This is a genomic window from Alteromonas sp. HB246098 (assembly GCF_054890645.1).
The window spans coordinates 633,356-646,462 of sequence record NZ_JBTZUG010000001.1; the positions used below are offsets into that span (position 1 = coordinate 633,356).

Annotated in this window: 9 protein-coding genes; 1 reads left to right on the forward strand and 8 read right to left on the reverse strand. The window is 44.5% G+C overall.

Annotated elements, in window-relative coordinates:
* Positions 1–81 precede the first annotated feature (81 nt).
* Positions 82–1,365 (forward strand): dicarboxylate/amino acid:cation symporter, encoded by a 1,284-nt coding sequence (locus tag ACYTPF_RS02630; RefSeq protein WP_461851116.1) that lies wholly within the window; start codon positions 82–84, stop codon positions 1,363–1,365.
* Positions 1,366–1,491: 126 nt separating this feature from the next.
* Here ACYTPF_RS02630 and ACYTPF_RS02635 read toward each other — a convergent pair whose 3' ends face one another.
* The 8 genes from ACYTPF_RS02635 to seqA all read right to left on the reverse strand — a co-directional run bounded on the left by ACYTPF_RS02635 (position 1,492) and on the right by seqA (position 12,978).
* On the reverse strand, positions 1,492–3,909 hold the full coding sequence (locus ACYTPF_RS02635) for an alpha/beta hydrolase family protein (protein ID WP_461851117.1): 2,418 nt from the start codon (positions 3,907–3,909) through the stop codon (positions 1,492–1,494).
* Positions 3,910–4,047: 138 nt separating this feature from the next.
* On the reverse strand, positions 4,048–4,374 hold the full coding sequence (locus ACYTPF_RS02640) for a heavy metal-binding domain-containing protein (protein WP_461851118.1): 327 nt from the start codon (positions 4,372–4,374) through the stop codon (positions 4,048–4,050).
* 54 nt (positions 4,375–4,428) lie between these two features.
* Entirely contained in the window at positions 4,429–4,839 is a 411-nt protein-coding gene (locus ACYTPF_RS02645) for an HIT domain-containing protein (RefSeq protein WP_461851119.1), read from the reverse strand.
* Positions 4,832–5,863 carry a succinylglutamate desuccinylase gene (astE, locus tag ACYTPF_RS02650; RefSeq protein ID WP_461851120.1) on the reverse strand — a complete coding sequence of 344 codons (1,032 nt, stop codon included), beginning with the start codon at positions 5,861–5,863 and terminating at the stop codon, positions 4,832–4,834. Before astE ends, ACYTPF_RS02645 begins: the two co-directional genes overlap by 8 nt.
* 286 nt (positions 5,864–6,149) lie before the next feature.
* Positions 6,150–7,454: a putative bifunctional diguanylate cyclase/phosphodiesterase gene (locus tag ACYTPF_RS02655; RefSeq protein WP_461851121.1), complete on the reverse strand. Its 1,305-nt coding sequence runs from the start codon at positions 7,452–7,454 to the stop codon at positions 6,150–6,152.
* A gap of 318 nt (positions 7,455–7,772) precedes the next feature.
* A complete protein-coding gene (locus ACYTPF_RS02660; protein WP_179982989.1) occupies positions 7,773–10,250 on the reverse strand; it encodes a glycogen/starch/alpha-glucan phosphorylase in 2,478 nt (825 codons plus the stop codon).
* 219 nt (positions 10,251–10,469) lie between these two features.
* On the reverse strand, positions 10,470–12,122 hold the full coding sequence (gene pgm / locus ACYTPF_RS02665) for a phosphoglucomutase (alpha-D-glucose-1,6-bisphosphate-dependent) (RefSeq protein WP_461851122.1): 1,653 nt from the start codon (positions 12,120–12,122) through the stop codon (positions 10,470–10,472).
* Positions 12,123–12,168: 46 nt separating this feature from the next.
* The gene (gene seqA, locus ACYTPF_RS02670; RefSeq protein ID WP_461851123.1) at positions 12,169–12,978 is read right to left on the reverse strand and encodes a replication initiation negative regulator SeqA; all 810 of its coding nucleotides are present in this window, start codon (positions 12,976–12,978) and stop codon (positions 12,169–12,171) included.
* Between the last annotated feature and the right edge of the window lie 129 nt (positions 12,979–13,107).

Here is a 13,107-nt window from a genome sequence, read left to right on the forward strand (position 1 = left end):
AGTATGCCGTTTAGGCTAGTTGCAAGCACAAACCGCTCACTATCTTTCCATCACATAAATACACTCTACGAGGTTCTAGACGTGTCTAATAAACAATCCTTACTTAGCAATATCGGCGTTCAAGTTGTCATTGCTATGATCATTGGTACTGCCGTTGGTGCTTTTATGGGCGAAAGCGCTGAAATGTTCGCACCTTTGGGAGCTATTTTTATCAACTTGATAAAAATGCTGGTTATTCCACTGGTCGCCGTGGCGCTTATCTCAGGTGCAGCGGGGCTAGGTAACAGCACCAACGCAGGAAAAGTGGGGCTATCAACCCTAGCCTACTTTGGCTTAACCTCAGCCCTAGCTGTAGCGCTTGCGCTAATAATGGGCGAAGTGTTTAAGCCTGGTATTGGTATTGATGTATCATCGGTGCAAGGCATGTTCTCTGGCGAATATGCCTCTAAAGGTGAGCTACCCTCTTTTTGGGCAACTGTGACAGGCATGATCCCAACTAATGTGTTTGCATCATTAACTAACGCTAACATTCTACAAATTTTAGTGTTTTGCTTATTCTTCGGCATTGCCCTTTCCAAACAGCCGAAAAAGAGCCGTGAGCCTATTTTAAATGGGGTAAACACCATTGTTGATGCCATGGTGTGGATGATTAACTGCGTAATGAAAATTGCCCCTATCGGCGTTTTTGGCTTGATGGCAGAAGCAGTAGGCACATTCGGCTTTGCCGCGCTCATGGTAGTGTTCAAACTTTTCTTAGTGTTTACTGCTGCTATTTTAGTGTTTGGTTTTGTGGTCTACCCCCTACTGGTTCAACTATTTACAAAGACCTCGGCTAAGTCTTTTCTTGTTGCGATGAAAAAGCCGCAAGCAGTGGCGTTGTCAACGGCATCATCTATGGCCACGCTGCCAGTTACTATGAACACTGTAGAAAACGAACTGGGTGTAAGAAATGCAACGGCGTCGTTTGTACTGCCGTTAGGTGCCACCATTAATATGAGCGGAAACGCTATCTATTACGGCTTAGTGGCGGTGTTTTTTGCGCAGCTTTTCAATATCGATTTATCCATGGGCGCCTATGTCGCTATTATCCTAACTTCTACCCTTGGCGCCGTTGGACAAGCAGGAGTACCTGGCCCGTCATTCTTGGTCGTTGCCGTATTACTTGCTGCAGGCATTCCTATTGAAGGGTTACCTTTGTTGTTTGCCCTCGACAGAATTTTCGACATGATCCGTACCGCCTTGAACATTACCGGTGACGCGGCTTGTGCCCTAATTATTGATACTATAGCTATTGATAAAACTAACAATGATGATAGTGCTAGCGATGCGACCTTTAAAGAAAAGCTGGGCACAGATAAAAGCTAGATAAATGTACATTCAATTGGCAGTGAAACCGACAAAAAGAAATGAGTTATACAGAAAAAAGGTGGTCACTTCACAGTGCCACCTTTTTTTAATGCGCTAGCAATATATAGCTTAAGTTAGTTTGGGTTATTGTGCTTGTTTAGCGCCTTTGTTTTTCACATACTTTTCAAGCCACTGGTCTTGTTCCCAAAGGGTGTGCAATACGCTTTCTTTTGCACGGTATCCATGACTTTCTTTTGGCAGCATAACTAACCGTGTCACTGCGCCTAAGCCTTTCAGAGCGTTAAAATAACGTTCACTTTGCATAGGGTAGGTTCCCGAATTATTGTCTGCTTCGCCATGTATGAGTAAAAGTGGCGTCTTCATTTTCTCAGCATGCATAAATGGCGACATAGTGTAATACACGTCTGGCGCATCCCAGTAATGGCGCTCTTCCGACTGAAAACCAAACGGGGTCAGTGTACGATTGTAGGCACCAGAACGGGCAATACCGGCAGCGAACAAATCCGAATGGGACAACAGATTTGCCACCATGAAGGCACCATAGCTATGCCCGCCTACCGCGACACGCTCAGGGTCAATAAGCCCTTTTTCGTCTAGCGCATCAATTGCTGCCTTTGCGTTGGCAACTAGCTGAGGCCTAAAGGTGTCGTTAGGCTCTTCGTCCCCCTCCCCTACAATAGGGAAAGAAGCATCGTCTAGCACAACATAGCCTTTGGTTACCCAATAGATAGGCGAGCCGTACCATGGATAGATAAAACGATTAGGGTTTTGTGTATTTTGACCTGCGCTAGATTTATCCTTAAATTCTTCTGGGTAAGCCCATAGGATCATAGGGTAGCGTTTGCCTTCTTCGTAATCTGTTGGCAAATATAAGGTACCTGTCAAATCTAAACCGTCGTTACGCTTGTACGTAATCACCTCTTTCTTAACGTTTTGAATACTTTCGAAAGGGTTTTCAAAGTGGGTTAACTGAGTCAGCGTCTTATCTTTTAAACTACGGAAATAGTAGTTCGGGTAGTCTCGCTTAGACTCAATTCTTACCAACAAGCGGTCGTTTTCCATATTGAAATCGCGCAAGTCTTCAAATTTATCTGTGTATTCACTTAAATAAACCCGCGATGTTTCAAGGGTTTTAAGATTGAACTTATCTAAGAACGGAAACTGCCCTTCAGGCGTAAACCCATCTCCCAGCAAAAACGCATTCTCGCCATCTAGCGCCAGTACATCTTTGAAGTATTCATTTTTGCGGGTAACAAAGCTGCCTGGGTCGCTGTATTTATCTTGATAGCTTCTGTTTGAAATAATTTTTGCAGGTTTACTTTGGTCAGGGCTAAACAGATATGTTTTGAGATTGCGGGTATTCCACCAATAATCCATGGCTACTGCAGTACTGTCGTCGCTCCAAATAAAGCGATAAAACCTGTCTTCTGTTTTAAGGATTTGCTCAGCTTCGCCACTAAATGGCGCTTCAAGCTGCATTAGCTTGTCACGGTGCGTTACCTCTGTCTCAGGGTCTCCCCCGTCTAGCGCTTCAGCGTATACAATTGTATTTGGTTTATCGTTGCGCCACTGTACGTCGCGAGGCCCGGTACGAACAGCCATGAAGCCTTGTGGTAAGTCTTCGATAAGCGGAACGTCGACAAGTGTTTTAGCCAGCGTTCCATTTTTATTATGCAAGCTAATAGCGTGAGGAAAGCGGCGGTAGGTCACTAAATAAGAAAACGGTGCCTTATATTCCTCTACCATTACATAGTCGCCGGCAGGAGAAACGCTAACATTGCCATACATCCCTGATGCTAACCAAGGTGAAGGCTCCCCTTTTAGTGGAACTTTATAAATTTCAGAACGGGCTAATTGCTCAAAATTAAACTCGTCGTTTTTGTTTTTCAGCAAGTCTTGATATGTGCGGTTTTGCGCTTTTTTACCGTCGCTTACTGAAATCGTTGGTCCCGTTGGCACCGCTACGCTGGTGTCGATCAAGTCTTTTCTATCTTTGGGTACGACTTTTACCAAAAGTGAAAGACTATCTGCATTCCAATTTAAGGTATCGCCCATATTCGCATTAATTGGTTTATCAAAAAGCTTTCTCGCCGCTGCCGCTTTGATATCAAGCACCCATAGTTCAACACCTTTACTTGTAGTGTGAGTAAACGCCATATAGCGCTGATTCGGTGACCAAGAAAAGTTGGTAAGACGCGGGGTTTCAGGCATGCCTTTAACAGCAATGCTATCCTTACTCCCTACGCGCTGAACCTCTAATTTATTATAATAAGTGACACGACTTCCAATGTTGGTGACAGGGTCAATTCTAAGGCCTGCTAAGCGAAGCTCTTCTTTCGATAAGTCTTCTATCGACTTATAGTTATCGCGAAACAACAGCACCATATTTTTTTGTGCGTCATCTACGAGGGTCGCTGGCGCTAGCGTAACATCTACTAAATCTAGAATTTCTTTAGACGGTTTTTGATACTGAAGGCCATCCTGCGCAAATAGCTGACAGGAGCATGCGGCAAATAGGACAAACATCCATTTTCGTAGCATTTCTATTTCCTTAATAAGTTTTTTTGAGGGTAATAAACAAAAAAAGCGAGACATTGCGCCCGTTGACAAACAACGGGCTCTAGCCTCGCTCTAATTAATTGATAAGCGCATACTTTAAAAACTATACACTTTTTGTATTTATATCGGCGTCGTTTTTACTGCAGTACTACTAATGCTCACCATTAGCATGCTGCCTTTATCTCCAATTACTTGATAGTCTAAATCTATACCAACCACAGCGTTTGCGCCCATGCTTCTTGCTTCATGCTCTAGTTCGGTAAACGCTAGTTTTCGCGCAGTGGTAAGCTCTTCTTCATAAGACCCCGAGCGTCCGCCTACAATATCGCGAATAGATGCGAAAAGATCTTTAAACACATTTGCGCCCATTACGGCCTCGCCCACAACAATACCGTAATAGGCTTCAATTTTGTGACCTTCCAAAGTTGGGGTAGTTGAAACAATCATGCGTAACTCCTTTTATTGTGAACCGTTAATTTACCGCTATTTAGGCATACCTGCCTAGCTGTTGTCTTCAAACCATTGCTTAATGGTCTCAACAAGTGCTTGCGCTTTATTAGTGTCATAGGCCACTGTAGGCTGATTACCCCATACAGGTTTTGGCCAAGCACAGTCGTTTTCAAAACGCGCGACGTGGTGTACATGAAGCTGTCTTACCACGTTACCTAATGCGGCTACATTTAGTTTTAATGGTGAAAATATGGCTTGCATCGCCTTTGAAGCCAGCGCAGATTCTCTTAGTAAGACCACCTGGTCATCTTCTGATAAATCGATAATTTCGGCGATATCATTTTTCATAGGCACCAGTATGAGCCACGGAAACTGGCTGTCGTTCATCAACAGTACACGACACAGCGAGAGATCACAGACAAAAAATGTATCATTGTGTAAACGGCTATCAAGTTTAAACATCTAGCTTATCCAGTGTGGTAGGCACTACGGTTAATAAGGCGCGTTGCCCAATGGCCACCTTTGCGTTAGGAAAAACAATAGCTTCACCGTCTTGCTCAGCAACGTATTCTTTGCCTGGTTCAGACGCCAACACTGTGCCTTTAGGGTAGTCAGTGAAGTTTGGGGTATCGTCGTCAAAATGGAGTGTAAACTCTTCTTCCTGGCGGTTTATTACTTGGTTCACGCGGTAGATATCAAGGTCGTCCATATTTACCGAAGGTGAAAAGTCTTGTTCCGTTATAAGCTGCATGAGTGCGTTTTTAGCATCAGCAAACCGGCTCATGTCGTTCTGCCCAAACGGACGTACTTTTCCAAGTTCAACGGTAAACGCATGGGCGTTATATTGATAAGAAGAAAAATAACTAAATGTGGTGGTTGAACTTTCAGAAAGTAGAATGGTTTTTACCCCACACGCCGCAAGGAAGGCAAGCTGCCCTTTACTGTGAACTCTGTCGTGGAGATAAGGATATACCGCAAACTTTTCATTTTTAGAAGCGCGTATTGCCGTGTGCAGATCGTAGTGATAACGGGTGCCTTCAGCCGCTTCAAAGAAAGACGCTACCGCCTCTTCTAACTGCTTAGCACGCACACGTTCGGCGTTCACTAAACCCTCACCTTTTGAGTGCGCGCCGCTAAACAATCGGTTCATGTTCTCTTCGACAAAGCGCTCAGCAATATCCATGGCCGGTAAATTACCGAATAAAAACAGCACATCATGTGCTAACGTCATTGCCCCTGTGAGGATACCTTTAACCAACTCATCACAAATTTCGATAGGTGCAGTTTCATTACCATGAACACCACAGGACAAAACAATGCGTTTACTTGGCGTAGAGGTAGGCTGTACGGAGAAACTAATGATGCCAGGCGCAGTGATACTAACGCCGGTACCATTGGCTAGCGTAAATTGGTGAGCACGTTCGAATAACTCGGGTTGACGGCGAGAAAGTGTTAAAAATTGGCCGCTTTCGATAAGTTCTTGCATAAGTGTGAGCTTTGTTGACTTTGTCTAATCTCGAATGACTTAAGTGTACCGAGACAGTCTATCAAAATCACCTAATCTCAAGGTTTTATTGCGCTAGGCTGTAACTAATAAATAACGTTTTCACGTAATGGTAGCGATATTTTGCATGCCCAGGCCGCGCTTTAATAACCAGGGCATAGCAATATTTAACTTAAATCGGTGACCAAAATTGAAAAGTCTAGAAACCAAGATGCAATAAAGTGCAAAGCCACTTAGGTTTATTGCGATTGACTAGCGTTGGCAGTAGTTAGGCCTGTGCCCTTCTTGGCGAACTACCGATAATAATCTCTTGCTGAGTAAGTTGAACAAATTCAGTAAAAGGTACGGCACGAGAGAATAAATACCCCTGCCCTTGGGAAACCCCGACTTCTCGTAGAATATGAAGCTGCTCTACGGTTTCAATACCCTCAGCGACTACACAACACCCCTTAGCGTGACCTATAACTTTTGCAGCTTCAATAATCGCCCTGTTGACCGGATGTGTTTCTAATTCCATGACAAAAGATTTGTCTATTTTAAGCGCATCAATATCTAGGTCGCGAATATAGGCAAGGTTAGAATATCCTTTGCCGAAGTCATCTACCGATATAGCCACACCAAGACTTCTTAGCTCATCTAGCTGTTTTTTCACCATTAGTGAATTGGATAGCGCCACGTCTTCGGTGAGTTCTAATTCAATGAGGGATAGCGGCAAACCATAGGTATCACTTAACATTCTCAGTGTAGGTATTAACTGATTGTCGTAGAGCTGAGTAGGTGAAATGTTTACCGACAGAACAATCGGCATTCGTAGCCCATCCAGTTCAGCGAGTGCTCTAAACGCTTGCTCCAACGTCCAGTAGCCCAGTTCATTCATCATGTTGTATGACTCTGCGGCTTCAATTAACGGCCCGGGAAACAATACACCGTCAAGAGGATGGTTCCAACGCAACAGGCACTCAGCCCCCACAACTTCAAGGGTATCCAGGTCAACTTTGGGTTGATAATAAAGCTCAAGTTCATTTTGGGAAAGTGCTCGCTTTAGGTCCGCTTTTAGCGCCAAGCTTCTGCCCGTATCAGATTTGTCTGTCTTGGTCAGTGCAAAGTAGTTTTCGTATTTATTCTCTTTGGCCTGCTTTAATGCAGATTCTGCGCGAGATACAAAAGCGGTAATCTCAAACCCATCGTTTTCGCCGCATACCACGCCAACATTAAAATCAGCAATAAATGCCGTGCCGTCATAATGCATAGGTGTTTTGAAATGCTCTACAAGGCGCTCGAACATTTGCCGCATTACAGTTTCTTTATTTTCGTTGGGAAAAACAATTCCAAATACATCGCCGCTAATTCGACCAATAAGCACATGTTGCCCAAAAAGGTGTTGAATACGGTTAGCAATTTCAAGCAAGAAACGGTCGCCAACGTGAATACCTAAACTCGTTGTTACATCTGAAAAACGCACAACATCAACCAGCATCAAAGAAATAGAGGTACTTTGAGACGCCTGCTTTAAAACGCTATCGATAAACGCATAGCGATTGGGTATGGTTGCCAGTGATCTATGTTGGCTCATGATGTTTTCCTTGAGCTTTACGCTTCTAGGTACTAAAAACAACTACTTATATAAGACCATGCCGATACAAATGGCGCAACGACACGTGCGTATAATTTTGCATACCTTCTTATACTTTTGTACAACATTGTTTAATTCTGTGCCCCTGTTTGGCCAATAGCTACTTAACTATCGTTAATAAAATACCAAAGAAACCTTTCAAGTAAGGCAATACCTCGTGAGGGTGCACTGATTTAACAATATAGACGCTTTTTAAAGAGGTAATAAAAAAACCCGGCTAGTTTAACACTGCCGGGTTCTTTCTATACGCTTCTGCGATTAGCTTTCAATCTTACACGGTGAAAGCTTCCAAACGCGCTCAACGTAGTCACGAATTGAGCGATCTGAAGTGAACTTACCCATCTTCGCTGTGTTGATAATAGCCATTTCCGCCCAGCGCTCTTTGTCGCGATACGCAGCATCAACGGCTATTTGCGCGTCAGAATAGGCGCGGAAATCCGCTAGCACCATGTAGGGGTCGCCGTTATCTAGCAGGCTTTGCTTGATAGATACCAGAGCACCTGGTTTACCCGGCGTGAAATAATCGGTTTCTAACCAATCCAGCACCGCTTTAATCTCAGGGTCTTTGTAGTAGTAATCGTGCGGGTTGTAGCCGCTAGCTTTAAGCTCGTTCACTTCTTCTACAGTCAGACCGAAGATAAAGATGTTGTCATCACCTACTTCTTCAGCAATTTCAACGTTGGCCCCGTCAAGTGTACCAATAGTAACCGCACCATTGAGTGCAAGCTTCATATTACCTGTACCTGATGCCTCTTTACCTGCCGTACTGATTTGCTCAGACACGTCTGCTGCAGGGATCATTTTCTCTGCTAGCGACACGCGGTAGTTTGGTAAGAATGCCACTTTGATCTTGTTGTTGACGCGCGGGTCGTTATTAATCTTGTCAGCAACTTTGTTAATCGCGTAAATAATGTCTTTTGCAAGCTTGTAGCCCGGCGCTGCTTTTGCACCGAATACAAATACACGCGGGTGCATATCGTAATCTGGATTTTCAAGAATACGACGGTACAACGCCATAATATTAAGTAGTGCTAAGTGCTGACGTTTATACTCGTGCAAGCGCTTAATTTGCACATCGAAAATAGCGTTTACGTCTACTTCTATATCCAATGACTTGCGAATCTCTTCTGCTAGCAACTCTTTATTCTCAAGCTTCACTTTCATAAATTGCTTTTGGAACGTTTTGTTGCTTGCGAATTTTGCCAAGCCCTGTAGCTTGTCTAAATCTCTTGGCCAATCATCACCTATTTTCTTATCAATAAGCTTAGATAGCCCAGGGTTACATGCTTTCAGCCAGCGACGCGGCGTAATACCGTTGGTCACGTTAGTAAGCTTACCCGGGTAGAGTTCGTCAAATTCAGGGAAAAGCGATGATTTAACTAGGCGAGAGTGCATTTCTGCCACGCCGTTAACCGCAAACGAGCCAATTACCGAAAGGTGACCCATTCGCACCATCTTTTCGTTACCTTCCTCAATGATTGAAAGCTTAGCCTTCATTGCATTGTCGCCAGGCCACTTCTTATCAACCTCTGCCATAAAGCGGTGGTTGATTTCGTAGATGATTTCCAAATGACGAGGAAGAATTTTCTCAATCATGCGGGCAGGCCACTTTTCAAGCGCTTCTGGCAGCAAGGTATGGTTGGTATAGGCGAATACTTTGGTACAGATACCCCAAGCTTCGTCCCAACCTAACTCTGCGCGATCTACAAGAATACGCATTAGCTCTGGTATTGAAATAGCTGGGTGAGTGTCGTTTAGCTGAATAACAACCTGGTCTGCGAAACGGCTCCAATCGTCACCGTGGGCGCGCTTGTAACGACGAATAATATCTTTTAGCGAGCACGAGCAGAAGAAGTATTGCTGAATAAGGCGTAGCTCTTTACCCGCTTCGGTTTCATCATTTGGATAAAGCACTTTTGAGATGGTTTCTGCCTGCACGTTTTCACGCTGTGCATCAACGTAGCCACCCGCATTAAACACGTCCCAATTAAAGTAATCAGACGCTTCTGACTGCCACAAACGCAGTACGTTTACGGTTTTACCTTCGTAGCCTACAACCGGAATATCCCATGGTACACCTTTTACAATAGAACCAGGGTGCCACTCTTTAAGCACGCGACCATTTTCGCCGTACTTTGTTTCTACGTAACCATAAAGAGAGACTTCTTGTATAGATTCTGGACGGCAAATTTCCCAAGGGTTACCGTAATCACGCCAGCTATCTGGGCGCTCGATTTGCGCACCGCTCTTAATTTCCTGACGGAACAGACCGTGTTCGTAGTGAATACCATACCCAATAGCAGGCAATTCCATGGTAGCTAGGGAGTCAATAAAACACGCTGCTAGTCTGCCAAGGCCGCCGTTACCAAGCGCCATGTCAGGCTCTTCTTCAAGAATATCTGAAATCTCAACGCCTAGCTCTTTCAGTGCGCCGCCAGCAACGTCGAACAAGCCAAAGTTTTGCAGGTTGTTTGAAAGTAAACGACCCATAAGGAATTCGGCCGAGAAGTAATGAACGGCGCGGGTGTCGTTCAAATAGTGACTCTTCTGCGTTTTGCGCAATCCTTCAAGCACTTGCTCTTGAATAGCCGCACAAGTTGCTTTCCACCAGGCGTGGTTGTTTGCTTTGTTTTCGTCGGTGCCTAGCGTGCAGTGTAAGTGTTTGATAACCGCTGCTTTGAATGCAGCCTTATCGATCACTGGAGAGGGTTGCGTCTTGGTCGCTTTTGCGTTCATTTTGCGTCTCACTCTTAAGTAAAAGCGGTGTTCACACACCGAAAGCGTAATTTAATTACAGAATAACTTCAGAATATGACAGCAATATAGCAGTGACTCACACGTAATGTTGTAATAATTTTGTTAAAATTACAAGAAAGCCGCATGAATTCGTATGCATTCATGCGGCCATTTACAATTTAGTTACAAATAATCCGCCAAAGCGATTTATTTTTGTACTTATTTAATAATTTTACCTACCAGCGTTTCAGCTTCGCCAATTAACTCTTGTAAGTGGCTTTCACCATTGAAGCTTTCTGCGTAAATTTTGTAGATCTGCTCGGTGCCAGATGGGCGAGCTGCAAACCAGCCGTTTTCTGTTGATACTTTAACACCACCAATGGCTGCATTATTACCCGAAGCGTGAGTTTGCACAGAAGTTATAGACTCTCCTGCTAAGGTATCGCTAGTGACTACAGACGCATCCATCGCTGAAAGTTTCTGCTTTTGCTCAAGGGTCGCTGCTACGTCTACACGGCTGTATACCGGTGCTGCAAATTTTTCCGTTAGCGCTTCGTAGTGCTCGCCAGGATCTTTGCCTGTAACGGCTAGAATTTCTGCTGCCAACAAACAAAGAATAAAGCCATCTTTATCTGTTGCCCACGTGCTTCCATTACGCTCTAGAAAAATACCACCCGCACTTTCTTCACCAGCGAAACCAATAGTGCTGTTAGATAGACCCTCTACAAACCATTTGAAGCCAACAGGCATTTCAGCCAGCGGCTTACCTAGACTATTCGCTACGCGGTCAATCATGCTGCTAGATACGAGTGTCTTGCCGATATTCAAGTCACTTGGCCAGTCTGGACGGTGGGTATAAAGATAATTAATCGCCACGGCCAAATAGTGGTTAGGGTTCATCAGCCCTGCGCTTTTGCACACGATACCATGACGGTCGAAATCTGGATCGTTGCCCCATGCTAAGTCAAAGTTGTCTTTTAGCTCAATTAACCCTGCCATGGCGTAAGCAGATGAACAATCCATGCGAAGCTTGCCGTCTTTGTCACGACGCATAAAACCAAACTGAGGGTCGACAGCATCATTAACCACCGTAATGTCTAACCCGTATTTTTCAGAAATACGCGACCAATATCCTACTCCGGCGCCACCCAATGGGTCTGTGCCTAGCTTTAAGTTCGCTTTTGCAATCGCTTCCATGTCGATGACTTTGGCTAAGTCCTCGATGTAAGGCTCCATAAAGTCTTCTTCACGAACCAGTTTGCGCTCGGTAGCTTGGCGAATATCAATACGCTGAACATCTTTGTTGCCATCAGCAATTAACGTGTTTGCGCGATCTTGAATTTGCTTAGTTACATCGCTATCGGCAGGGCCACCGTGTGGGGGATTGTATTTAAAGCCGCCGTCTGAAGGAGGGTTATGAGAAGGTGTAATAACGATCCCGTCCGCCTTGTCTTTATTATCAGCACGATTATAACGAATGATAGTGCGGGAAATAACAGGCGTTGGTGTGTAACCCATGCTTTCATTATCTGCACGTTGCACCACAACATCTACGCCGTTGGCACATAAAACTTCTATGGCAGTGATCATGGCCGGTTCAGATAACGCGTGGGTATCTTTACCAACGTATAGCGGGCCGTCAATGCCTTCTTGCTTGCGGTATTCTACCAAAGCTTGGCAAATTGCACTGATGTGAGTATCGGTAAAGGTAGCGTTTGAAGCGGTACCTCTGTGGCCTGAGGTACCGAAGGAAACCGCTTGGCCCGGGTCATTCATATCCGGTTTGTAGCTGTAATACTGACTCACCAACTGTGGTACGTTAATGAGTTGTTCCTTTGCTGCATGCTCTCCAGCCTGCGGATGTAATGCCATGAAAAAAGTCCTTATTTAGAAGTTTCGTTATTTGTTGCTTGGCTTGCTATTTACCTTCTGAAGAGAAACGCGCGACGACGGTTTCAATTACATCAGGTTGATAACCTAGGTTACGCAAAACTTGTTCCAGCATGTTCGTTTTCTTGGCAGTGTTATTATTTGTCACCACCCAGAACGGGCTATCTGGGATAGCTTTGGGATTTGTACTGCTGCCATTTTCAAGTAACGCTTCCTTACTTGTCGCAAAGTAAGTACGGTTTTTACCCTTAATGCTTTCAACACGCGCAAAATTTTCTGCATTAAGCTTGTGCGCTGCACTTAAAACAAACAAGAACTGATCAACCCGTTTAGTAAAGGTGCTCAATGCATCTTTTGACACGGCATCCAAAATGTCTCGCTTGGTGTGGGCGTCGTTTGAAAGCGATGTTTCAGTAGCCGCCGCTGGCTTTTTCACTGCTTTGGTGCCAGTGGATGTTTTCGCTGCAGCAGTTTTTGCAGGCGTGGCCTTTGCTGGCGCTTTCTTCGCCGCAGTTCTATTAACCGAGGCTTTTTTCGCTGTTGACCTTACCGAAGCGTTAGACGCTTTTGTAGCAGTTTTGGCTGATGGTACTTTAGGCTCCACTTCTGCTTCTACCGCCGAGCTTGGTTTACTTGTCGACTCTGTAACGTCTGCACTTTTTGTTTCGCTTGTTTTTGCAGGCGTAGATGAAGCTTCACTAGGCTTTGAGCCCTGCGATACAGCTCCGTCTTCAGGTAAAAGTAAACGTCTTAAAATTTGCGATGCACTCTCACCAATATGCTTAGTCTGGCTGGCGATGAAGGCATATAAATCGTCATCTATTTCAATGCTTTTCATAACTACTTCCTTTTTAAGAGGCACCATTATAGACAACACAATTAAAGTACGCAGCACTTAATAGCAGATGTTTTGAGGAATCGTGAATATTAAAGGTTGAACAGACCCATTGCATACCAACGTATAGAT

What these genes read in the sequence shown, in the direction of transcription:
- astE (WP_461851120.1), bottom strand. Translation starts at nt 5,863, where the DNA reads ATGCAAGAACTTATCGAAAGCGGCCAATTTTTAACACTTTCTCGCCGT.
- ACYTPF_RS02635 (WP_461851117.1), bottom strand. Translation starts at nt 3,909, where the DNA reads ATGCTACGAAAATGGATGTTTGTCCTATTTGCCGCATGCTCCTGTCAG.
- ACYTPF_RS02660 (WP_179982989.1), bottom strand. Translation starts at nt 10,250, where the DNA reads ATGAACGCAAAAGCGACCAAGACGCAACCCTCTCCAGTGATCGATAAG.
- ACYTPF_RS02655 (WP_461851121.1), bottom strand. Translation starts at nt 7,454, where the DNA reads ATGAGCCAACATAGATCACTGGCAACCATACCCAATCGCTATGCGTTT.
- seqA (WP_461851123.1), bottom strand. Translation starts at nt 12,978, where the DNA reads ATGAAAAGCATTGAAATAGATGACGATTTATATGCCTTCATCGCCAGC.
- ACYTPF_RS02640 (WP_461851118.1), bottom strand. Translation starts at nt 4,374, where the DNA reads ATGATTGTTTCAACTACCCCAACTTTGGAAGGTCACAAAATTGAAGCC.
- ACYTPF_RS02645 (WP_461851119.1), bottom strand. Translation starts at nt 4,839, where the DNA reads ATGTTTAAACTTGATAGCCGTTTACACAATGATACATTTTTTGTCTGT.
- pgm (WP_461851122.1), bottom strand. Translation starts at nt 12,122, where the DNA reads ATGGCATTACATCCGCAGGCTGGAGAGCATGCAGCAAAGGAACAACTC.